The 25,980-nt window shown below is 65.7% G+C and carries 21 protein-coding genes; 11 read left to right on the top strand and 10 right to left on the bottom strand.

The annotated features are described in order from the left end of the window. The first annotated feature begins 129 nt into the window (after positions 1–129). Positions 130–1,377: an aspartate kinase gene (locus tag LH19_RS04500; protein ID WP_054725143.1), complete on the top strand. Its 1,248-nt coding sequence runs from the start codon at positions 130–132 to the stop codon at positions 1,375–1,377. Position 1,378: 1 nt separating this feature from the next. On the opposite strand, the gene LH19_RS04495 is transcribed toward LH19_RS04500, so the two are convergent. Together LH19_RS04495 and LH19_RS04490 are read right to left on the bottom strand one after the other, a co-directional pair. Continuing rightward, positions 1,379–1,963 carry an inner membrane-spanning protein YciB gene (locus LH19_RS04495; protein WP_054725142.1) on the bottom strand — a complete coding sequence of 195 codons (585 nt, stop codon included), beginning with the start codon at positions 1,961–1,963 and terminating at the stop codon, positions 1,379–1,381. A 161-nt stretch (positions 1,964–2,124) separates the two neighbouring features. Then, positions 2,125–4,119 carry a TonB-dependent receptor domain-containing protein gene (locus tag LH19_RS04490; RefSeq protein ID WP_158514396.1) on the bottom strand — a complete coding sequence of 665 codons (1,995 nt, stop codon included), beginning with the start codon at positions 4,117–4,119 and terminating at the stop codon, positions 2,125–2,127. 130 nt (positions 4,120–4,249) lie between these two features. On the opposite strand from LH19_RS04490, the gene LH19_RS04485 reads away from it, so the two are divergent. After that, positions 4,250–5,398, top strand: a complete 1,149-nt coding sequence (locus LH19_RS04485; RefSeq protein WP_054725138.1) for a sensor histidine kinase — start codon at positions 4,250–4,252, stop codon at positions 5,396–5,398. Beyond that, the gene (locus LH19_RS04480; RefSeq protein WP_054725136.1) at positions 5,395–6,039 is read left to right on the top strand and encodes a response regulator; all 645 of its coding nucleotides are present in this window, start codon (positions 5,395–5,397) and stop codon (positions 6,037–6,039) included. Before LH19_RS04485 ends, LH19_RS04480 begins: the two co-directional genes overlap by 4 nt. Positions 6,040–6,061: 22 nt before the next feature. On the opposite strand, the gene LH19_RS04475 is transcribed toward LH19_RS04480, so the two are convergent. The 3 genes from LH19_RS04475 to LH19_RS04465 are packed head-to-tail and all read right to left on the bottom strand — an operon-like array spanning position 6,062 to position 9,534. Beyond that, complete coding sequence (locus tag LH19_RS04475) at positions 6,062–7,453, bottom strand: serine hydrolase domain-containing protein (RefSeq protein WP_054725134.1); 1,392 nt, start codon at positions 7,451–7,453, stop codon at positions 6,062–6,064. Positions 7,454–7,490: 37 nt separating this feature from the next. Further along, on the bottom strand, positions 7,491–8,504 hold the full coding sequence (locus LH19_RS04470; RefSeq protein ID WP_054725132.1) for a dipeptide epimerase: 1,014 nt from the start codon (positions 8,502–8,504) through the stop codon (positions 7,491–7,493). Between the two features lie 19 nt (positions 8,505–8,523). Next, on the bottom strand, positions 8,524–9,534 hold the full coding sequence (locus LH19_RS04465; protein WP_054725130.1) for a DUF1611 domain-containing protein: 1,011 nt from the start codon (positions 9,532–9,534) through the stop codon (positions 8,524–8,526). 202 nt (positions 9,535–9,736) lie between these two features. Between LH19_RS04465 and LH19_RS04460 the strand changes: the two genes are divergently transcribed. Both LH19_RS04460 and LH19_RS04455 read left to right on the top strand, forming a co-directional pair. Next, complete coding sequence (locus LH19_RS04460) at positions 9,737–11,176, top strand: APC family permease (protein WP_054725128.1); 1,440 nt, start codon at positions 9,737–9,739, stop codon at positions 11,174–11,176. A 140-nt stretch (positions 11,177–11,316) separates the two neighbouring features. After that, the gene (locus tag LH19_RS04455) at positions 11,317–12,909 is read left to right on the top strand and encodes a tetratricopeptide repeat-containing sulfotransferase family protein (protein ID WP_054732994.1); all 1,593 of its coding nucleotides are present in this window, start codon (positions 11,317–11,319) and stop codon (positions 12,907–12,909) included. On the opposite strand, the gene LH19_RS04450 is transcribed toward LH19_RS04455, so the two are convergent. Continuing rightward, positions 12,906–15,302, bottom strand: a complete 2,397-nt coding sequence (locus tag LH19_RS04450; RefSeq protein ID WP_054725126.1) for a TonB-dependent receptor — start codon at positions 15,300–15,302, stop codon at positions 12,906–12,908. The two genes, LH19_RS04455 and LH19_RS04450, sit on opposite strands and share 4 nt — an antisense overlap. A 64-nt stretch (positions 15,303–15,366) precedes the next feature. Then, positions 15,367–16,896, bottom strand: a complete 1,530-nt coding sequence (locus LH19_RS04445) for an N-acyl-D-amino-acid deacylase family protein (protein ID WP_054725124.1) — start codon at positions 16,894–16,896, stop codon at positions 15,367–15,369. Between the two features lie 353 nt (positions 16,897–17,249). Here LH19_RS04445 and LH19_RS04440 point away from each other — a divergent pair, with 353 nt between their 5' ends. The 6 genes from LH19_RS04440 (at position 17,250) to LH19_RS04415 (ending at position 22,975) form a co-directional block, all read left to right on the top strand. After that, a complete protein-coding gene (locus LH19_RS04440) occupies positions 17,250–18,152 on the top strand; it encodes a MurR/RpiR family transcriptional regulator (RefSeq protein ID WP_054725122.1) in 903 nt (300 codons plus the stop codon). Positions 18,153–18,370: 218 nt separating this feature from the next. Continuing rightward, positions 18,371–19,318 (top strand): ornithine cyclodeaminase family protein, encoded by a 948-nt coding sequence (locus LH19_RS04435; protein WP_054725120.1) that lies wholly within the window; start codon positions 18,371–18,373, stop codon positions 19,316–19,318. A gap of 6 nt (positions 19,319–19,324) precedes the next feature. Next, complete coding sequence (locus tag LH19_RS04430; protein ID WP_054725118.1) at positions 19,325–20,461, top strand: aminotransferase; 1,137 nt, start codon at positions 19,325–19,327, stop codon at positions 20,459–20,461. Next, positions 20,454–21,023: a helix-turn-helix domain-containing protein gene (locus tag LH19_RS04425; protein WP_054725116.1), complete on the top strand. Its 570-nt coding sequence runs from the start codon at positions 20,454–20,456 to the stop codon at positions 21,021–21,023. Before LH19_RS04430 ends, LH19_RS04425 begins: the two co-directional genes overlap by 8 nt. Positions 21,024–21,050: 27 nt before the next feature. Then, positions 21,051–21,800, top strand: coding sequence for a helix-turn-helix transcriptional regulator (locus tag LH19_RS04420; protein WP_201258417.1), 750 nt, complete (start codon positions 21,051–21,053; stop codon positions 21,798–21,800). Positions 21,801–21,871: 71 nt separating this feature from the next. After that, a complete protein-coding gene (locus LH19_RS04415; protein WP_054732992.1) occupies positions 21,872–22,975 on the top strand; it encodes a pyridoxal phosphate-dependent aminotransferase in 1,104 nt (367 codons plus the stop codon). 16 nt (positions 22,976–22,991) lie between these two features. On the opposite strand, the gene LH19_RS04410 is transcribed toward LH19_RS04415, so the two are convergent. Genes LH19_RS04410 through leuC form a run of 3 tightly spaced genes read right to left on the bottom strand, consistent with a single transcriptional unit; the run spans position 22,992 to position 25,940 of the window. Beyond that, on the bottom strand, positions 22,992–23,891 hold the full coding sequence (locus LH19_RS04410; RefSeq protein ID WP_054725112.1) for an alpha/beta fold hydrolase: 900 nt from the start codon (positions 23,889–23,891) through the stop codon (positions 22,992–22,994). Beyond that, a complete protein-coding gene (gene leuD, locus LH19_RS04405) occupies positions 23,875–24,504 on the bottom strand; it encodes a 3-isopropylmalate dehydratase small subunit (RefSeq protein ID WP_054725110.1) in 630 nt (209 codons plus the stop codon). Before leuD ends, LH19_RS04410 begins: the two co-directional genes overlap by 17 nt. Beyond that, the gene (leuC, locus tag LH19_RS04400; RefSeq protein WP_054725108.1) at positions 24,501–25,940 is read right to left on the bottom strand and encodes a 3-isopropylmalate dehydratase large subunit; all 1,440 of its coding nucleotides are present in this window, start codon (positions 25,938–25,940) and stop codon (positions 24,501–24,503) included. Before leuC ends, leuD begins: the two co-directional genes overlap by 4 nt. Positions 25,941–25,980: the final 40 nt, after the last annotated feature.

Here is a 25,980-nt window from a genome sequence, read left to right as displayed (position 1 = left end):
TGCAAGAAAATCTATCCGCGCGCGGGCGCCACCGCGCTTGCCATCGGCGCCCCCCTTGCCTAACAGCGCGAGCGCCGCGGAAAGCTCGGAAAAGTCGCGGCCGGAACCAGAACAGGAAAGCGGGGCGACATGGCGCGGATCGTGATGAAATTCGGGGGCACGTCGATGGCGGGCACCGAGCGGATTCGCACCGTGGCGAAACTCGTCGCGCGCGAAGTCGCCAACGGCAACGAGGTCGCGGTCGTCGTCTCGGCGATGGCCGGCGAGACCGACCGGCTGGTCAATTTCTGCCGCGAGGCAAACCCGCGTTACGACCCCGCCGAATATGACGTCGTCGTCGCCGCCGGCGAGCAGGTCACGTCGGGGCTCCTTGCGCTCACCCTGCAGGCGATGGGCACTCCCGCGCGGAGCTGGCTTGGCTGGCAGCTCCCGATCCGTACCGAGGAAGCGCACGCCCGCGCGCGTATCGCCGACATCGACACCGGCGCGCTCGGCGCCTCGATGGCGAAGGGTGAGGTCGCGGTGATCCCGGGCTTCCAGGGCATGATGGACGACGGCCGCATCTCGACGCTCGGCCGCGGCGGGTCCGATACCAGCGCGGTCGCGGTCGCCGCGGCGTTGAAGGCCGACCGCTGCGACATCTACACCGACGTCGACGGCGTCTACACCACCGACCCGCGCATCGTCGCGCGCGCGCGCAAGCTCGATTTCGTCACCTATGAGGAAATGCTCGAACTGGCGAGCGTCGGCGCCAAGGTGCTGCAGACGCGCTCGGTCGGGCTCGCGATGAAGGAGGGCGTGCGGGTGCAGGTCCTCTCCAGCTTCGTCGAGGGCGACGAGGCTCCGAAAAAAGGCACGATGATCGTCAGCGACGAGGAAATAGAGGAACATCAGATGGAACGGCAGCTGATCACCGGCATCGCCCACGACAAGAATGAAGCGAAGGTCATCGTCACGCGCGTGCCCGACAAGCCGGGCGCGGTCGCCAACATCTTCGGTCCGCTCGCCGCGGCCGGGATCAACGTCGACATGATCATCCAGAACGTCGGCCGCGAAAAGGGCGAGACCGACGTGACCTTCACCGTTCCCGCCGTCGACCTGCTCCGTTCGATCGACCTGCTCGAAGCCGCGAAGGACAAGATCGGTTTCAACCGCATCATCAGCGACGACAAGGTGGCGAAGATCAGCGTCGTCGGGGTCGGCATGAAGAGCCACGCCGGGGTCGCGAGCACGATGTTCCGCGCGCTGGCCGATCGCGGCATCAACATCCAGGCGATCTCGACCAGCGAGATCAAGGTCAGCGTGCTGATCGACGAGGACGAGACCGAACTGGCGGTGCGCGTCCTCCACACCGCCTACGGGCTCGACGCAGACTAGGCTATTCGGCGGCCAGCGGCTGCAGCTCGCCGCCCGCGCGGCGGCGCAACCGCGCCTGCCCGATGAAATGCACCGCCGCGATGTGGACCGCGAACAGGCCGAATTTCGACGCCAGCGGGAATATCCCGATAAACAGCGGCCACCACGCGGTGAAAAAGAGCGCGACGACGAGATTCAGTCCGGCGCTCGCGAACATCAGCGCCGCCCAGATCATCCCGAACCGGTCCATCACATCGCCGACCAGCGCCAGCTGTTCGGGCAGGATGTAGCGGTCGAGCCAGCCCTTGCGCAGCATCACGCTGCCGACGATCAGATAGACGATCGTCGGCTTTGCCATCACGAAGCGCGGGTCGCCGGTAAACAGCGTCGCGGCGGCGGTGAAGAGTACCGAGGCGAGGCTGATCCACTGCAGCGCCGCGACCTTCCTGCCCCGCGCAAGCTCATAACCGACGACGCCTGCCGCGGTGACCGTGCCCGCGATCGTAGCAATGACAAGATCGACGCCGAGCCCGAGCAAGACGGCGAAGACGATCACGCCCAGCGAGTCGAACAGCATCGGTCCGACAGCGTATAACAGCGACCTCATATCGACATCCTTTCCGGTCGCCCGCGGCTGGGGAGAGCCTGTAGCGGTGACGGACGACTCAATGTTGTCGTTGTAAACATTGCCGGAAACGGGTCAAGCGAAATTTACGGTGTTAACATGGCAGCGGCGCCCGGCCGCCCCTGCCCTTCCCCGTGCGAGGGTCAGATATCCGCCGCCAGAGTCATCAGGAAACGCCGCGTCTCGTTGAACTTGAAGGACGCGTTCGGTGACACGTTCCAGCCATAGACGTCGAAGAGATTGGTGACCTGGGCGCGCAAGGTGACTGGCGCAGCGCCCGCCTGAAAGCGATAGCGAAAGCCGATGTCGACGGTCGTCAGCGGTCGGGTGGTCAACTGCCGTCCGCCGAGTTCGGCATATTCGAGCGCGCTGGCGATCCTTTTCCCCTGGCTGACGACACCGATATCGACCGAAAGCGGTGCAAAGAAGGGCAAGCGATAATCGAGGTTGGCGCGGACGATCCGGTTTGCCGTCCCCACCGGTTTCGGGCCGATGATCCCGAAATCCACCGCTTCGCCCGAAACGTCGGCGTCGAGGAACACCGCGCCGGCGATGACGCTCAGCCCCGGGGCGGGCTGTCCCGCGAGCGACAGTTCGATACCGCGATGCCGGACCGTCCCGAGTTGGCGGTAGACGCGGTCGGGGTCGATGTTGAAATAGGGTTTGCGCACGTCGAACAGGCCCGCGACGAGGTTGAAGCCCGGGCGGATCGCATAGCGAAGCCCCGCGTCGCGCTGGCTCGTGCGCAGCGCGGGCGGGGCCGAGTTGCGGTTCACCGCATCCGATGGCGCGGTCGCGCTGTCTTCGAGACCGCGCGTGTAGCCGGCATAGGCTACCAGCTTGCCGGTAAGATGGAGCGCCAGCGTGCCATTGTAGAGCCATGGCCGATCCCTGGTCGTCAGCAGCGGCCGGCCCGGAATCCGGACATTCTTCTCATAATCGGTCTTCTGTATGCCGAGGCTGAGTTCGGCCACCTGCGGCCAGCGCAATTCATAACCGATGCCGCCGGTGATTTGCCGGACATCGTCGCGGGTCAGCGGCCCGAAATCGAAGGCCGGCTGCGGAAGGTCGCTTCGCTCGCCGATCGTCGCCGGTCCCAGATCGCGTACGTCGCCGCCGCCATAGGCACGCCGCGTCTCGCGGCCGCGCGCGGCAAGGTGGATGATATGCCGCCGCGATCCTTCGCCAAAGGAATAGGAAGAGCGCAGGTCCCCCGACGTCGATTTCGCCGCCTGATCCTTCGTCACGACGAGTTGCCGCTGCGCCGAACCATCGCGCCCGACGCCCCGATAGAGTTCGACCGGGTTGAGCTTCACCTCATTTTCGGACCGAAAGAGACCGGCGCGGATCTGCCAGGCGTCGGAAAGCCGGACGGACCCCAGCGCGCCATAGAACCGCCGCCGGACCTCGGTCTGCGTCCAGTCGAGGCCGAAATAGCGCCGTTCGATCTGCGGCGGCAACCAGGGCCCGCCCGAAAAGATGTTGCCGATGTCGAGATCGTCCATGATCGCCGCGCGAGTGTAAAAAGATTTGAATTCGACCTGATCGGCGGGCCGCCAGCGCAGGACGGCGCCACCCTGCAGCGTCTGACTGTCCTCGCCCGGGAAATTCTCCTCATAGCGGTAGGCGATTCCCGCAGCCATGCTGAGGCGGCTGCCGGCAATGGGGATTTGCGCGTCGAGATCGACGGCCGCGGTCCGGTTCGGGCCGAAATAGAGCACCGGGCTCAGCACCGCCTCGTCGCCTGGATTGCGGAGCGCATAGTCGGCGATCCCGGTCGGCGCCGGAAAGGCATAGCCCTGCGCGGTCAATCCGACCCTGATCGTCGAACCGCTCGCGATCCGGCTGGTGAAGCCGCCATGTTCGGTAACCGACAGTCCTTCGACGCGGATATTTCCGGCGGTGGCGGGATTGAAACCCCGGACGTCGCCGACGCCGTAAAGGCCGATCTTCTCGTTCCCGACGCTGGTGCCGAACGCGTCATTGGCCGCCCGCACCGCATTCTCGTCGGCGCGCCCGGTCTGCGCGTTGCCAGCCTCGCTGTCGGCCGGCTCCGCCGCATTTCCATTTGCGGCCTGCCCCCACGCCGGGGAAGCGGAGGCGAGCAGGATGGCGATGATAGCGACGGACCTTGGCATGGCTTTCACTCCCTTTTCGTCCGTCATCGATGCCGCGCCGCTCCGATCCGCAAAAGTGCCGGAGGTCGCGCCTGCGACCCGTGACTTTTGGCCTATTGGAAGGGGAGCCGCGCTGTGGCAGCATGCGCCGATGGCAGAGCAGCTCAGGTCCCGGCAGCACTGGATTTTCTGCGCCACCGCGCTGGCCGTGTGGTTCGCCTGGGGTTGGCCGGTGCTGCAAAAGCTCATGACTGGCGCAACGATGCGCGGGGCGCCGGTATCGGCGCTATGGCTGGCGCCATTCGCGCTGTTCGCGCTTGCCGTCTTCGCCGCGATGGTGCTGAAGCTGCGCCCCGGCGTGCGCTGGGCGCTGTTGTGCGTCCAGCTTCTCGCGGTCGTGACGATGGCGGTCATCGTTCCCTGGGCCGGGATGTCGACCTTCCTCATCATCATCGCGTGGCAGGTGGCGATGACGACGACGCCCGGCAAAGCGCTGGCGTGGGTGGCGTTTCAGACGCTGGCGATCATCGGCGCGCTCGCGCAGGCGCTGAATCCCGACCTCTGCTGGGTGATCGGTCAGGCCTTTGCGCTGCAACTGCTGCTGGTCTTCACCGCACAGGCGCTGCGGCGGGAGGCGCAAAGCTCGCATGCGCTGGCCGAGGCGAACCGGGAACTGCGCCAAGCCAATCGCATCGTCGCCAACAGCGTCCGCGATGCCGAGCGCCTGCGCATCTCGCGCGAACTGCACGATGCCTGGGGCCATGAACTGACCGCGCTCGGCCTGCAGCTCGAAATCGCAAGCCATGTGACCGGGCCGGGGCGGGCAACCGACCATGTCCGGCAGGCGAAGGCGCTCGCCGCGGCCCTGCTCACCAAGGTCCGCGATGTCGTCGCAACTTTACGCGAAGCCGACCGCGGCGACCTGAAGGAGGCGCTGGAGGCGCTGGCGCAGAGTGTGCCCGCACCAACCGTCCATGTCGATTTCGCGCCGGACGTCCACGTCGACCCCGATCAGGCCCACGCCCTGATCCGCTGCGCGCAGGAAGCCATTACCAATGCCGTCAGGCATGCCGGCGCCGCGAACCTTTGGCTGCGGGTGACGGCGGACGACAGCGGCGTGCGCATGATCGCGCGCGACGACGGCAACGCGCGTCCCGCCGCTTCTTCGCCCGGGTCCGGGCTGGTGGGGATGCGCGAGCGGCTGGAATGCCTCGGCGGCAAGCTGACGCTGCGCAGCGGGATCGATTTCGGCTTCACGATCGACGCCTGGTTGCCGTCACGCCCGCCGCAGCCGGCATGATCAGGGTCGTCCTTGTCGATGACCAGACGCTCGTGCGGCAGGGCATCCGCGGCCTGCTCGAACTGCTTCCGGACATAGAGGTTGCGGGAGAGGCGTGCGACGGCGCCGAAGCGCTCGAAAAGGTGCCCCAACTCAGGCCGGACGTGCTGCTTCTCGACATTCGCATGCCGCGGCTCGACGGCATCGCGGTGCTGGAGGCGCTTCGCCAAGCGGATGCGCTGCCGCCGACATTGATCCTCACGACCTTCGACGACAGCGATGCCGCGATCGCGGCGATCCGGGCAGGCGCCAGGGGCCTGATGCTGAAGGATGTGTCGCTCGAATCGCTTGCCGGAGCCATTCGCGCCCTCGCCGACAACCGGACGGCGTTTCAGCCGGCGATGACCGAAAGCCTGATCGCCGCCATTCAACGCGGCCCGTCAGCATCGCCGGACGACGAGGCCGGCGATGCGCTCACCGCCAGGGAAAAGGAGGTGCTGCACCTGATCTGCGCCGGCTATAGCAACAGGGAAATCGCCGAACTTCTCGCGATCGCCGAAGGAACGACCAAGAATCACGTCTCCAACCTGCTGCTGAAACTCGACGCCCGCGACAGGACCAGGGCAGCGCTCAAGGCTTTGCAGCAGGGGCATCTCGGTTGAGCGTGTCGCTCCTGCTTCAGGCTTACAGGGAGAGGAAGAAGTTGGAGGCCTGATCGCCCGGCGCCACCGAATAATAGACCCGCACGAGGCGATCGCCGAAGCTTGCCTTGAAGACGTAATTCACGTCGTCCCCCGCCTCGCTGCGCTCGACAAGCTCCAGCTTCGTCAGCGCGCCGAGTTCCTGCAGGTCCTTGACGAAATAGGGAGCTTGGGTGGGAATGAAATTGGCGGGCGCGAGCGGCACGTCCTCGGCACGAAGGCGGCCGGCACGCGCGGCTTCGATCAGCGCCGTCACCTTGCGCGCGACCTCCGGTTCGGGTTTGGGACGCGGCACGGCGACGAGCGCGGGATCCCAGAGCTTCGCCACCCCGTCGACGAAGGTTTCGGTGTTGGCCTCTGCCGAATTGGCGAGGAAGATGATCGCCAGATCGTCGCCCAGATAGCGCGAATAATAGGAACGGAAACCCTGCCACGAGCCGCCATGGTGAAGGCGCGGCTTGCCGCCGGCCATGTCGACATCCCAGCCGAAGCCATAGGGATAGGTCTTGCCGCTGTTCAGCCGGACCGGGGTGTAGACCTGCTTCCAGCTCGCAGCGCTCAACACCTTGCCCTGCTCTACCCCGCGGTTCCACGCAATCAGATCGTCGAGCGAGAAGTAGAGCGAACCATCGGCGGTGGTGTTCATCTTTACCGAGACGAAATCCTGATTCTTGAGCGCGCCGTCGACGACCTCATATCCCGCCGCGCGATTGGGCACGATGTCGCGGTCGCTGATCACGCGCGCGGTCTTCATGCCGAGCGGCTCGAAAATGTCGGTCCTCAGAATATCGCCGTAGAAGCGGCCCGTCGCCCGTTCGATGACGATGCCGAGCAAGACATAGCCGCTGTTGCTGTAACTGTAGCGCGCGCCGGGCTGAAAGCTGAGCGGCAGCACCGCGAAGCTCTTGATCAACTCGTCGTCGGTGTAGCTGCGCTTGAAATCGAAATCTTCGCCGACATTGGGGATACCCGACGTGTGGGTGAGGAGCTGGCGGATCGTGATCGGACGCCAGCTTGCCGGCGCATCGGGAACATATTTGGTGAGCGGATCGTCGAGGCTCATTTTCCCCTGTTCGACCTGCCGCATCACCGCCGCTGCGGTGAACATCTTGCCCACCGATCCCGACTGGAAGATCGTCTGCGGGGTGACGGCGATATTATGTTCGACGTTGGCGAGGCCATAGCCCTTGGCGAGGACGATCTCGCCCTTGTGCACCACCGCGACCGAGACGCCGGGGATTTTCTCGCTGCGCATTTCCTGCTCGACGAATGTATCGACCTGTTTCCGGAACGTGTCGGGGTCGGGTGCGGCAAGCGCCGGTGCGGCGACGCAAACCAGCGCCGCGGCAAAAAAGATCTTCGTCCGTTCGAGCATTCTCTCTCCCCTTCCATCCTGCTTGCCGTCGATGCAGCTAGCCATTTTCGTGAACATGAGCGGGCCGCCATGCGCCGCCCCAGATGTCTTCGGAACACCAGACCATGCCGTCGCGATATTCGACCGACGGCGACCGGTCGCGCGACAGCAGCAACGGACCGTCGAGGTCGACGATGTCGCAAAGCTGGCCGACGATGAAGGCGGGCGCCATGGCAAGCGACGTGCCGAGCATGTTGCCGACCATCACCTGCATCCCCCGCGCCCGGACGGCTTCGACCATCTCCAGCGCCTCGGTGAGCCCGCCGCACTTGTCGAGCTTGATGTTGACGACCGAAAAGGCGCCGGACAGCGTCGCGATCGACGCCAGCCCCTGTGCGCTCTCGTCGGCAGCGAGCGGGATCGGCGAGACGAAGCCGTCGAGATCCGCGTCGCGGTCGAGCGGCAGCGGCTGCTCGATGAGTTCGACCCGCGCTTCCACGAGCGCCGGCATGATCTGCTCGAGCGTTGCGCGCGAAAATCCCTGATTGCCGTCGACGCCCAGCCATATATCGGGACGCGCCGCTCTTGCCGCGCGGACACGGGCGGCATCCTGCCCGTCGCTGATCAGCTTGAGCTTGATCGCGCGCGCACCGGCATATTCCTTCGCCCGTTCGCCCACGACCGCGGGCGGCTCGGCACCGATGGTCCATGTGGTCAGACGTGGCTTCGGGGCACGAACCCCGGCCTCCTGCCAGACCGGCCGGCCCGAGCGGGCGGCATCGAGATCCCACAGCGCGCAGTCGAGCGCATTGCGCGCCCCGCCGGGCTGCAGCAGCGACTGGAGCCGCTGCCGGTCCATGCCCGAACGGAAAGCGTCCTGCATCGACGCGATCGTGGCCGCGACGCTCGCCGGCGTATCGCCGAGATAGTCGACCCCCGCCGCTTCGCCCCGTCCCCGATAGTCGCCATCGCGCAGCGTCACGGCGACGACCTCGATCGCCTCATAGGTCCAGCCCGTGATGCGGAACGGGTGAACGAGGGGCCAGGTTTCGATGCGAACCGCGATGTCCATGACGCTGCTTTTGCCTCGATCAATCGAAGGTGGCGGAAATATGCGCGATCAGCGCCGCCGGTCCCGTCGCCACCGGGTCGAAGCACGGCAGGCCGAAACGATCCGCAATGGCAGCGAGATGGCCCGCCCGCGCTTCGGCCGGCAACGCAGAGCAATTAATGCTGATCCCCGCGCAGCGAACCGCGGGATTGATCCGCCGCGCCATGCCCAGATTGGCCTCGATGCACTCGGCAAGCCCGGGCAGCGGGAAATCGGGATAGCCGTCGACATGCGTCCGGCCCTCGGCATGACAGAGAATGATCGCATCGGGCTGCGACCCGTGCAGCAGGCCGAGCGCCACCGCGGCATAGGCCGGGTGAAACAGCGACCCCTGCCCCTCGATGACGTCCCAATGGCCGCGGTCGTTGTCCGGTGACAGCGTTTCGGCGGCTCCGGAGACGAAATCGGACACGACCGCGTCGATCGGCACGCCCTCGCCCGCGATCAATATCCCGGTCTGGCCCGTCGCGCGAAAGGTCGCCTTCATGCCGTGCGCCTTCATGTCGCGCGCGATCGCGAGCGCGCTGTATTTCTTGCCGACCGCGCAATCGGTGCCGACCATCAGCATGCGCCGGCCCGACCGTTTGCGGCCCGAACCCACCGGAAAGCTGCGTCCGGGATCCCGGACGTCGAACAGCGAAGCGCCCGAGGCACGGGCGGCCGCCGCGATTTCGGGAATGCTGCCGAGGCGAACATGCATGCCGCTGGCGATATTGAGACCGGCGCCGAGCGCGGCGACGATCGGAGCAATCCATTGCGGCGCGATGGCGCCGCCGAAAGGTGTCACACCGATGACGAGCGTCTCGGCTCCGGCGGCCCGCGCCTGCGCAAAGTCCATATCCTCGAGGCCCATGTCGATGCCGCAGGACGGCAGGCGCCACTGCCCCACGCAGCGTTCGCGCGACCAATCGACCAATCCGCAAGCGGTCTTCGCATCGAGCCGGTCGGCGACATCGCCCAGAAACAGCAGATATTTCCCCGGGATGATCATTCGGCCGTCTTTCCTGAAAAATGGACGCGAAGCCGCGCCCGCCGCTGGAATGGCTTGCTAGTAATAAAAATTACTCTAACGTGTCAATCGGTAAAAAACTAACATAACATCGAATCCGGAGAGAGCGGTTGAAAACCTTCATACCCCCAGCCAGCCTGCCTGCCCTGTCGCCCTGCCCCGCCGCCAGCGCGCGGAGGCGGCCATGACGCCTTTCGCCCGCAAGACCATTGCCGCGCTGCAGGCGAGCACCCGCGAGAATGGCGACGCCCTCGCGCCGAAGATCGGCCTGTTCGCTCTCGTCTGTTTCGGGGTTGGCGGCACCGTGGGGGCCGGCATTTTCATTCTCACCGGCACCGTCGCCGCGCAGCACTCGGGCCCCGCGGTGGCGCTGTCGTTCCTGATCGCGAGCGTCGTCTGCCTGCTCGCCGGGCTCTGCTATGCCGAGTTGGCAGCGATGATGCCGGTCGCGGGAAGCGCCTATTCCTATACGCACGCCTCGATGGGCGAGGCCGCGGCGTGGGCGGTCGCCTGGTGCCTCGTCCTCGAATATCTGTTTGCGGGCGCGCTGGTCGCCATCGGGTGGTCGGCCTATCTCCAGGCAGCGCTGCACGACATCGGAGTGGTGTTTCCGGCGATCTTTTCGCAGGCCCCCTTCTCGATCTCGGCCGACCGTCATCTGGTCGCGACCGGCTCGATCATCGACCTTCCTGCGGCGCTGGTCACCCTCGCCTGCATGGCGATGCTGCTGCGCGGCACCGACTTTTCGGCCCGGATCAACAATCTCATCGTGGTCGTGAAGATCGCCGCGATGCTGCTCGTCGTCGCGACGGGTTTCGCCTTCGTCGATCCCGCCAACTGGTCGCCCTTCATCCCGGCCAACGAAGGCGTCTTTGGCCGCTTCGGCTGGTCGGGCGTGATGCAGGGCGCCGGGGTGCTCTTCTTTGCCTATGTCGGTTTCGACGCCGTTTCGACGCTGGCGCAGGACGTCCGCAATCCCCAACGCACGGTTCCGCAGGCCCTGCTCGCGTCGGTCGGCGTCACAACCCTGCTCTATGCCCTCGTCGGGCTCGTGATCACCGGGCTGGTCAGTTACCGCCTGCTCAATGTCGCCGATCCGATCTATGTCGCGCTCAACAGCGCCGGCCCCGGTCTGGCGTGGACCAAGCTGATCGTCGGGTTCGTCGCGATCGCCGGGCTGGTTTCGGTGCTCCTCGTCACCCTGCTGGGTCAAGTGCGGATCTTTTACGCGATGGGCCGCGACGGCCTGTTGCCGCCAGCCTTCACGCGCGCACGACCCGGCAGTTCGGTGCCCTATGCCGGAACGCTGGTTACCGGTCTCGTCGCCGCGCTTGCGGCGGGCGTGCTGCCGCTCAACCTGCTCGGCGAGCTGATTTCGATGGGCACGCTGTTCGCGTTCGTGATGGTCTCGGCCAGCGTCCTCGTTCTGCGGCGGCGCGAACCGGACGTAGCACGCCCCTTCCGGGTGCCCTTCTATCCATTGACGCCCATCCTCAGCGTCATCGCCTGTATCTATCTGATGTGGACGCTGCCGCAGGATACGTGGATCCGGCTGATCGTCTGGCTGGCGATCGGCGGCGGCATTTACTGGCTCTATGGCCTGCGCCGCCGGAAGACGGGATAGACGCCGCAAGGCTCGACATGCGGGACATTTTCTACAGACCGGCGCACCCGAAAGAAAATTGTCGCAGCTGCCCGTCCGCCGCGCGACATTTCGTCAGCGAGGATGATGAGGATGCGCCCTTTTTCCCGAATGCGCTTTCGGTGACCGGGGCGACCGCCGATCTGCGCCGCGCCGGTCGCGAGGCGCTGGCGATAGGGAATGTCGAAGCGGTCAGGCGGGTTGCGGCAGCGCTGCAGTCTGCGCCCGGCGGGGATGGCGAAGCATATTTCCTGCTTGCTGTCGTCGAAGCAGGGACGGGGCGCACCGCAGCGGCGCTGGAGCTAATCAAAGCGGCGGTCGCGCACGCACCGAGCGCCGAATATGAAGCGCAACTGGCCCGCCTGCTCCTGTCGGCGGGCCGCGACGGCGAGGCGCGGGAGGCAGCGATCCGCGCCGAAACGCTGCGGCCCACGGATGCCCTGACGTTCGACACACTGGGCTGCGTCCACACGCGGCTGGGGTCGCATGCTGACGCTCTCCGCCTTTTCAAGCAGGCGGTCGCGCACGCGCCGGACAACCGGAATTTCCGGTACAATCTGGCGGTAGAGCTGGGCTTTGCCGGGCAGCCCGATAGAGCAGAACAGCATTTCGATGCGATCATCGCCGCCGCGCCAACCGACGGCCGGGCGCATTTCGCCCTGTCCGGGCTGCGGCGCCAGACGCCCGAGCGCAACCATATCGCGCGGCTCGAGCAGGCGCTGGCCGCGGCGCAAAATCCCGACGACCGGCTGCGTATCGGCTTCGCGCTCGGCAAGGAATATGAGGAATGCGGGCAGCCGGCCGAGGCCTTGCGGCACCTTCAGCAGGCCGGCGAGCAAAGAAGGGAGCGATCCGGCTATACCTTCGCGCGCGACGCGCGGCTGTTCGACGCCGTCGAGCATCTGTTCGCCGGACGCCCGCCGCTGAGCGGGAGCGGCGACCCCGCGGCGCAACCGATCTTCGTCGTGGGAATGCCGCGGACCGGGACGACGCTCGTCGATCGCATCCTGTCCTCGCACGCCAAGGTGTGGTCGGCGGGCGAGCTTGCCGCGATGCCGCTCGCCATCAAGCAGGCCGCCGCCACGCGCACCCGGACAGTCGTCGATGCAGAAACCATCGCCGCGGCGCGGGGACAGGCGGCAAGCGACGTCGCCGCCTTTTATCTCGCCCGTGCCCGGCAACAGCCGGCCGTCGAGGGGCAGCGCTTCGTCGACAAGCTGCCGTTCAATTTCCTGTATGTCGGCTTTATCCGGCAAGCGTTCCCCGCCGCGAAGATCGTCTGCCTGCGCCGCGACCCGATGGACACCATCTGGAGCAATTACCGGCACCTCTTCGCCGACGGCTCGGCATTCCACGATTATTCCTACGACCCCGAGGGTATCGCCCGCTATTATCTGCGCTTCGACCGGCTGATCGCCTTCTGGCGCGATGCATTTCCCGGTGCGGTGCTCGAACTCGGTTACGAAGATCTGATCCGCGACCAGGCCGGCGAGACGCGCCGGCTACTCGATCATTGCGAACTCGACTGGGACGAAAACTGCCTCCGCTTTCACGAGCAGGACGGGGCGGTGGCGACGCCGAGCGCCGCGCAGGTCAGGCGGCCGCTGAACGCCGACGCGATCGGCCAGTGGCGTCCCCATGCCGATGCGCTCGGCGCCGCGCGCCGGCTGATCGAGGACGCGGCGCTGGGCATGACCCGGCCCGGTTCGGCCTAGAATTTGAACCGGCCTTCGATCCCGAAGGTCCTGGGATTGATCACCGCGCGCGAATAATAGCGGACCGCGAAGCCGTCGTTGACGCCGATGCGCGAACGGTCGGCGCCGATCGAGACCACCGCATATTTGTCGAAGATATTGTTCGCCCACAGCGACAGATCGTATTTCTCCGTGCTGTAGGTAAGCGACGCGCGATGCGTGACATAGCTGGGGATGAGTTCGCCATAAGTGCGTTCCCAACCGAGGCGCGAGACGACATTGCCGCGGTACACGGCAGTCCAGTTGGCGATCAGCTCGGCATCGCCGAGCGGCCTTGTGTAGGTCACGCCGAGGCTGCCGGCATTTTTGGCCGACCCGGGCAGGCGGTCGCCCGCCAGCGCGTCGAGCGCCACGACCGGCGACGAATAATCGCCGGGCACGGTGCGAATACTGATGATCCCCGGCGCGTCCGAGGTCAGCTTTGCATCGACGTACGAATAGGTCCCCTGAATGCTGAGTCCGCGCGTCGGGCGCGCGGTGAACGAAGCCTCGAAACCCTGCGAACGCGCCGAGCCGCCGTTGCCGGTGATGCCGACCGCGCCATAGGTCGTCTCGGTGCCAAGCTGCAGCCCGCTCCAGTTGATGCGGAAGACGTCGAAATGGAAATTGAGCTTCCGGTCGAACAGCTCGCCGCGCAGGCCGATCTCGATATTCTTCGTCGTGTCGGGTCCATATTGCAGTTCGTCGGGCAGCGCGCAGGCGTTCTGCTGATCCGGCGGCACCGGATCCGGACAGGGTGCAACATAGTTCGGACCGCCGAGACGATAGCCCTTGCTGTAGGTCGCATAGACCATCAGGTCGGGGGCGATCTTGTAGGAGCTGTTGAACTTCCACACCCACCCGGACTTGCCTGCGGTCCCGCCTTCCTGCGGCAGCTCGTCGGGATCGAGCGGGTCGCCGAGCAGCGGCAGGACGATCGCGCCGGCCAGACGCGAACTATATTTGAAATAGCGCGCGCCCGCCGTCACCTGCCACGCCGGCGTCACCTGATAGGTGAGTTCGCCGAAGGCGGCCTTTTCGGTCACCTTGCCGCGGGTGATGCTGGCATATTCGATATCGTCGGGATTGGTGTCGCCGACGCCATAGAAATCGGCGAGGCCCGGCGCGATTTCGACATAGGGATAGGATGAAGTCTGCTTGTTGTAGAAACCGCCGATCGTCCAACTGAACGGCCCGCCGTGACGGGAGACCAGCCGGATTTCGTCATTATATTGTTCGGTATTGTTGTCGCGGATCAGATAGGCGGAAAAGGCGGGAAAGGCTTCATAGCCGAGTTCGAGATCGAGTAGCTGGTCGGTCTGGTCCTTCACCTCGCGGACTTTCCGGTTGGTATAGGCCGTCGTCGCCACGAGATCGGCGATGTCCCAGAGGTTGGCGTTGAGTTCGAGGCTCACCAGATGGGCGTGGCGCCGATGCGGTTCGACGTAGCGTGATCCATTCTCATAGGGGCCGGTCCCGAGCACACCGGCGCTGTTCGCCTGGCGGCCGTTCGTCCGTGTCTGCTGATAGACATAGGTCAATATGGCTTTGACGTTCGGATTGTACTGAAGAAGCAATTGATTGCGCGTCGTATAGGTGCGTTCGAAATTGACGTCCCTCACCATGCGCAGATTGGCCGCATAGTCGGGGCCGATCGCATTGCCGGTGCCGCCCGCCTGCGGCAGCGACACGCCGGGTTCCCGAAGGACGAGCGGATAGTCGATGAAGCCGGGGTCGAAATAATAGCCCGAGGCGGTGCGGAACGCGACATGATCGCGGACGAGCGGAATGTTGAGCATGAAGTCGCCCTGAAAGCCGACGTCCTTCGAATGATCCTTGCCATAGACGCGCGAATGCACCTCGGCCTCGAAACTGTCGGGGTTCGGGCGCTTCGGAATGTAACGGATCGCACCGGCCAGCGTGCCGACGCCATAGAGTGTGCCCTGCGGCCCGAGCAGCGTTTCGACCCGTTCGAGATCGAGCAGTTTGAAATCATAATAGAGCGGCACTTCGCCGAGATAGATGCCCAGCGTATTGTCACCGTCCGAGCCGCTGTCGCCGGTATCGTCCGCGCTGATGCCGCGCAGGACGATCGAGCCGGTCGATGTCGGGCCGGTGTCGCTGATCGTGATCCCCGGCGTGAAGTCGGCGATATCGCGCACATCGTCGATGCGCTGCTTTTCGAGCATGTCGGCGGAAATGGCGCTGATGTTGATCGGCGTGTCCTGAAGCGTCGTTTCGCGCCGGGTCGCGGTCACCACAATCTCTTCGGACCCAGAAGATGCGCCAGCGTCCTGCGCCATAGCCCCCGTCGTGAGCATGCAGCCGGTCAGGAATGTCGCCGAATTGAGCGCGACCTTGAGCCTGTTATTCATGTCCTGTCCGCCTCCCATGCGTGTCTTGTCGCCCGCTGTTGCGAGTCATTCGGGTCGTTGAAATTCAGTCGGAGCGCTTTCCGGCGGCCGGCCAGGGCGTCGAATGGCCGCGGCGGACGACGCGGCCGGGCCGTTCGCCCGTCGCCTTGCCGTCGACGAAGCTGAGAACGCCGTTGACCCAGACGCGGCGCATGCCGGTGGCGACCGCGCCGGGGTTTTCCGTGGTCGCATTGTCGCGAATGGCGTCGGGATCGAAAAGGACGAGATCGGCGATGGCGCCGACGCGGATTTCGCCGCGATCGGCGATACCCATGTGCCGCGCCGCCAGCGAACTCATCTTCCTGATCGCCTCGCCGAGGCTCAGCAGCTTCTTTTCGCGGACATAGACGCGCAATATCTTGGCGAACGGCCCGGCGCCGCGCGGATGCAGATCCTCGAAGGCGCCGTCGGACGAGATATTGGCATGCGGCCACGCGATCAGCTTCGCGATATCGCCCTCGTCCATGCTGGTACCGATGACGCTGATATCGCCGTCCTTGGCGCGCGCCGCGCGGATGAGCGAAATGACGGTGGTGACCGGATCTTCTCCGCGCTCGGCCGCGATCTGCGCCACCGTCTTGCCGACGTGCGACGCGTCGCCGCTGTCGGCCGAGATCAGCAGCCCTTCGGGCGGCGCCAGATGGCCGAGGACGAACTCGGCCGTCGCGCGATTGTCGAAATCGCGCTCGGGCCAGAGGACGGTCAGCGTCGACTGCCAATAGGGATAGGGGTAAATGTCGAGCGACGCGTCGATCCCTTCGGCCCGCGCGGCATCTAGCTTTGCGAGGTAGCGGTCGGCCTGTCCCCACCAGTCGGTCATCCCGAGCTTGGCGTGGCTCACTTGCACCGGCATGCCCGTCTCGCGGCCGATCGTGATCAGCTCGTCGAGCGCCGCCCAGAGCTCGCGATCCTCGCTGCGCATATGGCTGATATAGCGTCCGCCGAATTTGGCGGCTTCGGATGCGAGGGCGAGCACTTCGGCGTGCGAGGAATAGATTGCGGGATCATATTCGAGCCCGGTCGAGAGCCCGAGCGCGCCGGCGCGCATGTCGGCGTCGAGCAGCGCGCGCATGCGGTCGACCTCGGCCGGCGTCGCCTCGCGCTTGTAGTCGGACCCGAGAACCTCGCCGCGCAACGTTCCGTGGCCGGAATAGGAGGCGATGTTGACGGCGGCCGGATGCGCCTCGCGCTCGGCGAACAGCTTCGCGACTGGGAACTCGGAGCCGCCGTCCTGCCCGAATACGACCGTCGTCACCCCCTGCGCGAGCAGTTGCGTCGCATCGAGATGCTCGCCGAGTTTCTCGTCATGATGGCTGTGGGTATCGATGAAGCCCGGCGCGAGGACGAGGCCGCGGCCATCAACGACGACATCGCCCTTCTGCGGGGTCAGCACGCCGACTGCGACGATGCGGTCGCCGTCGATACGCACATCGGCCAGCGAGGTTTCGGCATCGCGGCCGTTGGCCACCGTCGCCGACCGGATCAAGGTCGCAGCGTAGCAATTGGTTGCCGTCGATACGGCAAGGCCGAGGGCGAGCAGAGTCTTCCAGCGCATGTCGGTTGTTTAATTTACTGTCTTTTAACAGTCAACGATAAAAAGTTGTCATAGCGTCCATGGGCACTCAAAACGCGATTTCGTACGCAAAACAGCGAAGGTTCAGGTGATCTCTATGCGCGTGCGATCCATTTCTGACAGAAAGATTTGCAAGTCAGAATCGAGATACGATAGAAAGCAAGCGCTCCGGGCCAGATCGCCGGACCGCTCGCAGCCCCGTATCGAAAGGACTATCGTGTTCGACCTGCCCGGCCTCGCGATGCCGAACGAGATCCAGCACCTCGCCTGCCATCCGGCGCCGGCGCGATCTTTGGCAATGGCGAAACGCACGCGGCTTCGGTAAGCCCCATGTCATGAACACCAAGAGCGGCGCTGGCCTGACCGAAATGATCGAGGACAAGATCGCGACGCTGAGCGACGCCGAACGCGTCGTCGCCAACTTCCTTCTTTCCGACCGGCAGAATATTCCGTTCGAGACCGCGGTCTCGGTCGCCCAGAAGGTCGGCGTAAGCCCGGTCACGGTCGGCCGCTTCTGCCGCCGTGTCGGCTTCCGCAATTTCCGCGAACTGAAGGCCGCGCTGCGGTACGATATCGGTTCCGAGCCGTGGCCGTCGTCCACCCCGCGCGGCGCGGCGGGCGGGAGCGAGGCCTTGCTGAAGCGCGACCGCGACATGGTGATCGCGGCGATCAGCGAGGTCTACCAGCTGGCGGGCACCGCCGAATGGAATGCGATCGTCTCCATCCTCGATTCGAGCGAAGAGGTGCTGGTCGCGGGTTTCCAGACCGAGCGCGGCATCGCCGAGCATTTTGCCCACACGCTGCAATATGTGCGCCCCGGCGTCCGGATGGCCGATCTGGCCGCGGGTAGTTTCGCCGACATCCTCACCGAAAGCGGCCGCGGAAAATGCGTCGTCATCGTCGAGATCCGCCGCTACTCGCGCCAGGCGAAGCTGCTCGCCGAGCGGGCGGCGGCGGCGGGTTTCACGATCGTCATCGTCACCGACAAATTCTGCCACTGGGCCAAGGAATATACGCCGCACGTCCTTGCGCTGCCCGACGAAAGCGCACTGTTCTTCGCGACGCTCGTCCCGATGGTCGCGGCCTTGACCCTGCTCGTGCAGGAGGTGGTGCTGCGCCGCGGCGACGCCGCCAAGCCCCGGCTCGATCTGGTATCCGAACTCTATCAGGAGTTCACCGGGCATGTCGGCCAGAAGCGCAGCCGCAACAACCGCGAAGAGCCCGACACATCCTCCTGACAGCCTGAGACAAGCCGGCGCTGATACGCCGGGAGCGCCCCGCCCGCTTCGCCACCCATAGCTCCGCGCCCGCGCGGAAATCGTACCGCCACGCCCTCGGCGGGCGACCGGACGTGTCCGGCCCAAGGCTGTTGACCTTCACGAATGAGCATTATAATGCTCACTTAGATGCAGTTTACTGCACATACTAAGTTTCACCGATTCTCCGGGAGATTCGCATGTCCACGCTTCCGCTCGTTATCGACGATCGCGCCGTCGCGGCTGCGCTTGAGACGATCGACGTCCCCGCCGAGCTCGCCGTCATGTTCGCCGGCCTCGCCAACGGGCGCGCGGCCCAGCCGCCGCAGACGCTCACCCTGTTTCCGGACGGGATGGGAGACTTCATTGCCTATCTCGGCGCGCTGGCCGACCGTGCCGTGTTCGGCGCCAAGCTGTCCCCCTATCTGCCGCGCGAGGAAGGCGCGCTGGTGACCGCGTGGACGGTGATCCTGTCGATGGAGACGGGAGCGCCGCTGCTGCTTTGCGACGCCAAGCGGCTGACCACCGAACGCACCGCCGGCACGACCGCGCTGGCGGTCGATCTGCTGGCGAGGCCCGACGCCCGCTCGCTCGCGGTGATCGGGACGGGCCCGGTCGGCATTGCCCACCTGCGCCACGTCGGGCCGCTCCGCGACTGGGCCCGTGTGACCTTATGCTCGCCGGGCGCGACCGGGCGGCAGGACCTGCCCCGCACGCTCGACAGCGGATGCCCGGTCATAGTGGAGACCGATCCCGGCCGCGCCATCGCCGACGCCGACGTCATCCTGCTCTGCACCTCTTCGGGCGCGCCGGTGATCGACGTCGATCGAGCAAAGGCCGACGCGCTCATCACCTCGATCAGTACCAACGCCGCCGACGCGCACGAGATCGACCCCGCGGCGCTCGCAGCGATGGAAGTCTATTGCGACTATGCGCCCACTGCCCCGCTGTCGGCCGGCGAGATGAAGCTGGCGATCGCGGCGGGCCTATGGTCGGCCGACGCGCTGCGCGGCGACCTCCCCGCGCTCATGGTCGGCAGGGCGCCGCAGCCGACGGGCAGCAAGCGTATCTTTTTCCGCTCGATCGGCCTCGGCCTTGAAGATGTCGCGCTCGCCGATGCGGTGCACCGTGCAACCAGGAAGGAATAACGACCCATGAAAATCCGTGAGTTCGCCGTCGAAATGTGGATGAACCGCTATGAGCTCCAGTGCGAGCTCAACCTTGCCGAGACGTGCGTCGAGTCGTTGACGGTTGCCGAACTGCTCGCAATGGCGGGGCGGACCGAGACCATCCTCTCCGAATTGCTGCCGCTGAAGCTGACCTATGGCGCCATCGAGGGCAGCGACCGGCTGCGCGGCCTGATCGCCGGCATGACCGAGACGGCGCAGCGCGAAAATGTCCTCGTGACGCACGGCGCCATCGGGGCCAACGCGCTGGTTCACCAGACGCTGGTCGAACCCGGCGACCGCGTCATCTCGGTCCTGCCGACCTATCAGCAACATTATTCGATTCCCGAAAGCTATGGCGCCGACGTCCGGATCCTGCGGCTGCGCGAGGAGAATGGCTTCCTTCCCGATCTGGATGAACTGCGCGCGCTTGCGACGCCCGGCACGCGCCTGATCGCCATCAACAATCCGAACAATCCTACCGGTTCGGTGATGGACCGCGCCATGCTCAAGGAGATCGTCGCGATCGCCCGCGAATGCGGCGCCTGGCTGCTCTGCGACGAAGTCTATCGCGGCACCGGACAGGACGGCGACGGGATGACGACGTCGATTTTCGACCTCTACGAGCGCGGGATCAGCACCGGCAGCATGTCCAAATCCTTCTCGCTGGCAGGCCTGCGACTGGGCTGGATCATTGCCCCGGTCGACCTTGTCCACCCGATCACCGTCCACCGCGACTATAATACAATCAGCGTCGGGATGATCGACGACCACCTCGCCGCGGTCGCCCTCGAAGTGCGCGATGCGATCCTCGCCCGCTCGCGGTCCATAAGCCGGACGAACCTTGCCATCCTTGCCGACTGGGTGGAGCGCGAACCGCTGATCGACTGGATCAAGCCGCGTGGCGGCACCACCGCGATGCTCAAATACGACCTGCCGGTTCCGTCGGAAGCCTTTTGCCTCGACCTGCTCGAAAAGACCGGCGTCATGATGACGCCGGGCAGCGCGTTCGACATGGAAGGATATGTCCGGATCGGATATTGCAACAACGAGGCGGTATTGCGGGAAGGACTGGCACGCATGTCGGATTATCTGGCCCAACAGGGCGTGTGCGCCGATGAATGACGCGCGCCCGGCGACGGGGGAGCGCGGCGATGTGCTGGCGCATGTCTCAAGCAATCTGCGCCGGCTGCGGCGGACGTCCGGCTTGAGCCAAGGCGCGTTGGCCGAAGCATCGGGCCTGAGCCGGCGCATGATCGTCAACCTCGAGAGCGGCGACACCAATGTCAGCCTGTCGAGCCTCGACAAGCTTGCCGACGCGTTGGGGGTCGATTTCGTTTCGATGATCGCAGACCCGGCGGCGAGCAGCCAGCGCATCGACGCCGTCGGCTGGCGCGGCGCCGGGGCGGAGAGCAAGGGCGTGCTGCTCGGCAGCGCGCCGGCGGGACGCGAGGCCCAGCTCTGGCAATGGTCGCTTGCGGTCGGCGAGCGCTATCAGGCCGAGCCCGATCCGGCCGGATGGCATGAGATGGTGTCGGTCGCCGAAGGACGGCTGCGCATCGAGAAGGAGGATGGCATCGTCACCGTCGAGGCCGGCGATTTCGCCATCTACAGCAGCGCACAAAGCTATGCTTATGCCAATGCGGGCAGTGCGGTTGTCCGCTTCCTGCGTGTGGTCGTCAGCTAAGCCCGGGGGCTCGATCGGGCGATGGCGATGAGCATCGAACCCGTTGTGTCGGATATCATCGCCGCCATCGGCGAACCCGATTTTGCCGCTGTCACGGCCGGCACCCTCTGCGCTCTCGCCGAATTCGACCTTGCGGCCGTCGTCGTGCATCGGCCGCGCAGCCGGTCGCGCATCCTCCACGAAAATTTCGGCGCAATCGGCCATCGTGCCGGGCTCGACACCTATGCGCGCAAGACCTGCCGGTTCAACCCGATGCTTCGCGGCGCCAGCAGCGGCGCCATGCGCGCACGCGACTATCGCGGGCGCTTCGCCGACATTCCGGAGACCATGCGGCCGCACCTGATAGAGACGCCGCACGAGGAACTGGGATTTCGGACCGTCGGCTGGCCCGAGCGACAGGAGGAAATCGGCGTCTATTTCCCTGGCTGGGGCGGCACGATCGAGATCGGCCTGTACCGCGAGCGCAGCCGCCGGCCGGCGCACGCTCGACTGCTGCGGGCGCTGGGCGAACTGGCGGGACCCGTCGGCACCGCGTTCGAGCGCCACCGCATCCTCGCGCCGGCGCCGCGACCGGCGGCGAGCGGCTGGCCGGCACGGACCGGCGTCCTTTCCACCCGCGAGGACGAGATTTGCCGGCTTCTCCTCGCGGGCTGCTCCAGCGATGCGATCGCGCTGCGGCTGTCGCTCAGCCGGCATACGGTCAAGGATCACCGCAAGAATATCTTCCGGAAACTCGGGATCAGCGCCTTGGCGGAATTGTTCGCGCTGGCGCGGTGATCCCACGCCGGGGGGATGGCGGGTGCCTGCGGGCCGTGCCAATCGTCGGCGACCAGCGAAAGGGTTTCATCATGCGCTATGTCCGAATGCCGATCGAAGTCGAATCTCCCGAAGAATATGGATATGGCAATATCCGCTTCAATCTGTCCGAAAGTTCGATCGCCGATCAGTCGCTCGGCAGCCTCGGCCTGACCATCCCCGATCTGACCCTGCTCTATGGCGAACATCGCGGCAGCCCGGCGCTGCGCGAACTGGTCGTCGCCGACGAACCGACGCTGACCGCCGACGATGTCCTAATCGCGGGCGGCGCGGCCGGCGCCCTGTTCATCATTGCCACCGCCTTGCTCGGCCCCGACGATCATCTGGTCGTGGTCCGGCCGAACTATGCCACGAACCTCGAAACGCCGCGCGCCATCGGATGCCCGATATCCTTCGTCGACCTGACGTTCGAGGATGGCTTTACCCTCGATGTCGAACGGCTGGCGGCCGCCGTCACGCCGCGCACCCGGCTGATCAGCATCACCTGCCCGCATAACCCGACGGGCGTGACAGTCAGCGAAGAGGAATTGCGCCGGATCGCCCGGTTCGCCGCCGAGCGCGGCTGCCTGTTACTGGTCGACGAAACCTATCGCGACCTGTCGCTGACCGGCAAACTGCCGATGGCGGCGACGCGCGGCAAGCATGTCATCAGCGTGTCCTCGCTGTCGAAAGCCTATGGCGTCCCCGGCATCCGGGTCGGCTGGATCGTCAACACCGATCCCGGGCTGCAGGAGGTTTTTCTCGCCGCCAAGGAACAGATCAGCATCTGCGGCAGCGTGATCAACGAATGGGTCGCCGAACAGATATTGCAGCGCCGCGACGCCTTCCTCACACCGACGCTGGCCGAATGGCGGCGACGCCTCGACCGGATCGCTGCGTGGATCGACGGAGAGGAACTGCTCGAATGGGTTCGTCCCTCGGGCGGCGTCGTGTGCTTCCCCCGTATGAAAGCCGATCCGCCGGGCGGCACCGAGGGATTCTACCGGCGGCTGCTCGAGGATCATGGCACTTATGTCGGGCCGGGGCATTGGTTCGAAATGTCCGACCGCTATTTCCGGCTCGGCTATGGCTGGCCGACCGCTGAGGAACTCGAGGGCGGACTGGCGGGGATTTCGGCCGCTTTGCGCGGGTCCTGACGCGCCTTTCGACGCGTCAGGCGGCGAAAAAGGCGTCGAGCTCGGCCAGCAGCAAGTCGGGCACCTCTTCCTGCGGGCTATGGCCGCATGGCAGGGCGCGGCCGCGCACGCTGCGCGCCTTCGGCCGCCAGCTTTCGAGCACGTCGAACAGGCTGCCCACCGTGCCGAGGCCGCCCCAAAGGAGGAGCAGTGGCGCCTCGATCAGCCGATCGGCATCGGCGGCATCATGGTCGAGGTCGATGCCCGCCGCCGCCCGATAATCCTCGCAGATCGCGTGGCGGGTCGCGGGATCGCGGTAGCAGCGGCGATATTCGGCGACGACGCGCGGGTCGAGCGAGCCGTCGATCTTGATCTGACCGGCCAGATGACGGTCGAGAAAATGATCGGGGTCGGCGGCGATCATCCGTTCGGGCAGGTCGAAAGGCTGGATCAGGAAGAACCACCAGAAATAGCGGGTCGCGAACTCGCGGTTGGTCTCGGCATACATCGTCGCCGTCGGCGCGATATCGAGCAGCACGAGCCGCCCGACGCGGTCCGGATGGTCGAGCGCCATCCGGTGCGCGACGCGTGCGCCGCGATCATGCGCGACAACGTCGAACCGTTCGAAACCGAGCGCCGCCATCACCGCAACCTGATCGGCCGCCATCGCCCGCTTCGAATAGTTGCGATGGTCGGCATCGCCGGGGAGCTTTTCGCTGTCGCCATAGCCGCGGAGATCGGTCGCGACGACGGTGAAGCGCTTGGCGAGAACCGGTGCGACCTTGTGCCACGTCAGGTGCGTTTGCGGATGCCCGTGCAGCAACAGCAGCGGCGGCCCCGCCCCGCCCACGGCAGCGCGGATGCGGACCCCGCCGGCGTCAATGTCCTGCCAGCGAAAGCCGGGCAACAGGTCAGGATATTCAGGATATGCGCTCATCGCTTCCCGCATCCATAAGCCATGGCTTGCGCGCGAGATAGGCCTCCTCGAACGTCCGGATGCGATCGGCGTGGGTCAGTGTCTCGCCGATCCGGTCGAGTCCGAGCATCAGCGCGCGTCGCGTGGCAGGGTCGATGTCGAAACCGGTCGCTTGCGCGCCCGTCTCGATCCGTTGCGCTTCGAGATCGATCGTCATATCCCCCGCCCCGTCTTCGAGTTGCGCCGCCAGTGCTGCGACCTCCGCGACGGGCAACGACAGCAGGAGCAATCCGTTGTTCGCCGCATTGTCGGCAAAGATCGCGCCGTATGACGAGCCGATAATCCCCCTGATGCCATATTGCAGCATGCCCCACACCGCATGCTCGCGCGACGATCCGCAGCCGAAATTGGGTCCGACGAGCAGAAAGCGGGTGTCCGCCATATCGGGACGGTTGAGGATGAAGTCGCTCCGCACCGCGCCGGTTTCGTCGAAACGCAGGTCGTGGAAAAGCCCCACCGCAAGCCCCGACCGGTCGATGCCTTTCAGAAAGGCTTTCGGCATGATCACGTCGGTATCGATATTGGCGCCGGGCATCGCCGCCACGCGTCCCGTTTCGCGGACGAACCCCTTCATCGGGCGGGCTCCGCCGCGGCGAGCGTCCGCACGTCGGCAAGCCGCCCGGTGACCGCCGCCGCGGCGACCATCGCCGGGCTCATCAGGTGGGTGCGTCCGCCGATCCCCTGCCGCCCTTCGAAATTGCGATTGGTGCTCGACGCGCATCGTTCCCCGGGCGCAAGGCTGTCGTCGTTCATCGCGAGGCACAGCGAGCAGCCCGACCGTCGCCACTCGAAGCCCGCGTCGGTGAAGACGCGGTCGATGCCTTCGGCTTCGGCAAGGCTGCGCACATGGCTGCTGCCCGGCGAAATCATCGCCCGCACGCCGGGCGCCACCTTGCGACCCCGCAAGATTTCCGCCGCGTCGCGAAGATCCGACAGGCGGGCATTCGTGCACGATCCGATGAAAGCGCGATCGATCGCGATCTCCTGCAGCGCCATGTTCGGCGCGAGGCCCATATAGGCCATTGCACGCACCGCGTCGGCTCGGCGTTCGGGCGGCAGATCGTCCGGATCGGGAACCCGGCCGGTGATCGCGAGCGACTGGTCGGGGCTGGTGCCCCAGCTTACCATCGGCGGGATATCGCCGGCACTCAGCGAAATCTCCTTGTCGAAGCGGGCGCCCGGGTCGCTGCGCAGCGCGTCCCATTCGATACGCGCCCGCGCGAACAGCTCGGCCGACGGCGCGCGCGGACAGCCCTCGATATAGGCCGCCACCTTGTCGTCGGGCGCCATCAGCGCAACGCGCGCGCCGCATTCGACCGCCATGTTGCAGATCGTCATGCGCGCCTCGACGCCCAGCGCCGCGATCGCATCGCCTGCAAATTCCACGGCATGTCCCGCGGCGCCGTCGGCACCGATCCGCCGGATGACCTCCATGATCAGGTCCTTTGCCGTCACGCCCGGGGCCAGCGTCCCGTCGACGGTGATCCGCATCGTCTTGAGCCGCCGGTAGACGAGCGTCTGGGTCGCGAGCAGATGCTCGATATCCGAGGTGCCGATGCCGAAGCCGACCACCCCGAACGCGCCGTAGGTCGTCGAATGGCTGTCGCCCGCCGCAATCACCATGCCCGGCAGCACCAGCCCCAGTTCGGGCATCACGACATGCTCGATCCCCTGCCGCGGGTCGAAAAGATCGAAGATCTCGATGCCGAAATCGCGGCCGTTTTCGCCCAGATATTCGATCTGGCGGCGCGCGCCGTCGTCGAGTTGTCCTGCCTCGCGATCCGGGTTCGTCGAATTGACATGATCGACCACGCCCAGCGATGCCGACGGCCGCCACGGGGTTCGCCCGGCGGCGCGGAGGCCGCTGAACGCTTGGGGGCTTGTATATTCGTTGAGCACCGTTCTATCGATATAGAGCAACAATCGTTCGCCAGCGCCGCCGGATTCGTCGAAAGATAATATGCGATGTTCGTCGACGATCTTGTCGTAGAGCGTTTTGGGCGCCGACATTCTTCTACCCTTCCTGCGGTTTTGCGGGGCTGGGCTTACC

This window comes from Sphingopyxis macrogoltabida, assembly GCF_001314325.1.
In the GTDB taxonomy this organism is placed as follows: domain Bacteria; phylum Pseudomonadota; class Alphaproteobacteria; order Sphingomonadales; family Sphingomonadaceae; genus Sphingopyxis; species Sphingopyxis macrogoltabida.
The sequence above is the reverse complement of the archived record's forward strand: the minus strand, read 5'-3'. Positions and strand labels throughout refer to the sequence as shown.

Bases quoted from the DNA above. Each gene is read 5' to 3' on its own strand.
- LH19_RS04500 (WP_054725143.1), top strand. From the start codon at position 130: ATGGCGCGGATCGTGATGAAATTCGGGGGCACGTCGATGGCGGGCACC.
- LH19_RS04495 (WP_054725142.1), bottom strand. From the start codon at position 1,963: ATGAGGTCGCTGTTATACGCTGTCGGACCGATGCTGTTCGACTCGCTG.
- LH19_RS04490 (WP_158514396.1), bottom strand. From the start codon at position 4,119: ATGCCAAGGTCCGTCGCTATCATCGCCATCCTGCTCGCCTCCGCTTCC.
- LH19_RS04485 (WP_054725138.1), top strand. From the start codon at position 4,250: ATGGCAGAGCAGCTCAGGTCCCGGCAGCACTGGATTTTCTGCGCCACC.
- LH19_RS04480 (WP_054725136.1), top strand. From the start codon at position 5,395: ATGATCAGGGTCGTCCTTGTCGATGACCAGACGCTCGTGCGGCAGGGC.
- LH19_RS04475 (WP_054725134.1), bottom strand. From the start codon at position 7,453: ATGCTCGAACGGACGAAGATCTTTTTTGCCGCGGCGCTGGTTTGCGTC.
- LH19_RS04470 (WP_054725132.1), bottom strand. From the start codon at position 8,504: ATGGACATCGCGGTTCGCATCGAAACCTGGCCCCTCGTTCACCCGTTC.
- LH19_RS04465 (WP_054725130.1), bottom strand. From the start codon at position 9,534: ATGATCATCCCGGGGAAATATCTGCTGTTTCTGGGCGATGTCGCCGAC.
- LH19_RS04460 (WP_054725128.1), top strand. From the start codon at position 9,737: ATGACGCCTTTCGCCCGCAAGACCATTGCCGCGCTGCAGGCGAGCACC.
- LH19_RS04450 (WP_054725126.1), bottom strand. From the start codon at position 15,302: ATGAATAACAGGCTCAAGGTCGCGCTCAATTCGGCGACATTCCTGACC.
- LH19_RS04445 (WP_054725124.1), bottom strand. From the start codon at position 16,896: ATGCGCTGGAAGACTCTGCTCGCCCTCGGCCTTGCCGTATCGACGGCA.
- LH19_RS04440 (WP_054725122.1), top strand. From the start codon at position 17,250: ATGAACACCAAGAGCGGCGCTGGCCTGACCGAAATGATCGAGGACAAG.
- LH19_RS04435 (WP_054725120.1), top strand. From the start codon at position 18,371: ATGTCCACGCTTCCGCTCGTTATCGACGATCGCGCCGTCGCGGCTGCG.
- LH19_RS04430 (WP_054725118.1), top strand. From the start codon at position 19,325: ATGAAAATCCGTGAGTTCGCCGTCGAAATGTGGATGAACCGCTATGAG.
- LH19_RS04425 (WP_054725116.1), top strand. From the start codon at position 20,454: ATGAATGACGCGCGCCCGGCGACGGGGGAGCGCGGCGATGTGCTGGCG.
- LH19_RS04420 (WP_201258417.1), top strand. From the start codon at position 21,051: ATGAGCATCGAACCCGTTGTGTCGGATATCATCGCCGCCATCGGCGAA.
- LH19_RS04415 (WP_054732992.1), top strand. From the start codon at position 21,872: ATGCGCTATGTCCGAATGCCGATCGAAGTCGAATCTCCCGAAGAATAT.
- LH19_RS04410 (WP_054725112.1), bottom strand. From the start codon at position 23,891: ATGAGCGCATATCCTGAATATCCTGACCTGTTGCCCGGCTTTCGCTGG.
- leuD (WP_054725110.1), bottom strand. From the start codon at position 24,504: ATGAAGGGGTTCGTCCGCGAAACGGGACGCGTGGCGGCGATGCCCGGC.
- leuC (WP_054725108.1), bottom strand. From the start codon at position 25,940: ATGTCGGCGCCCAAAACGCTCTACGACAAGATCGTCGACGAACATCGC.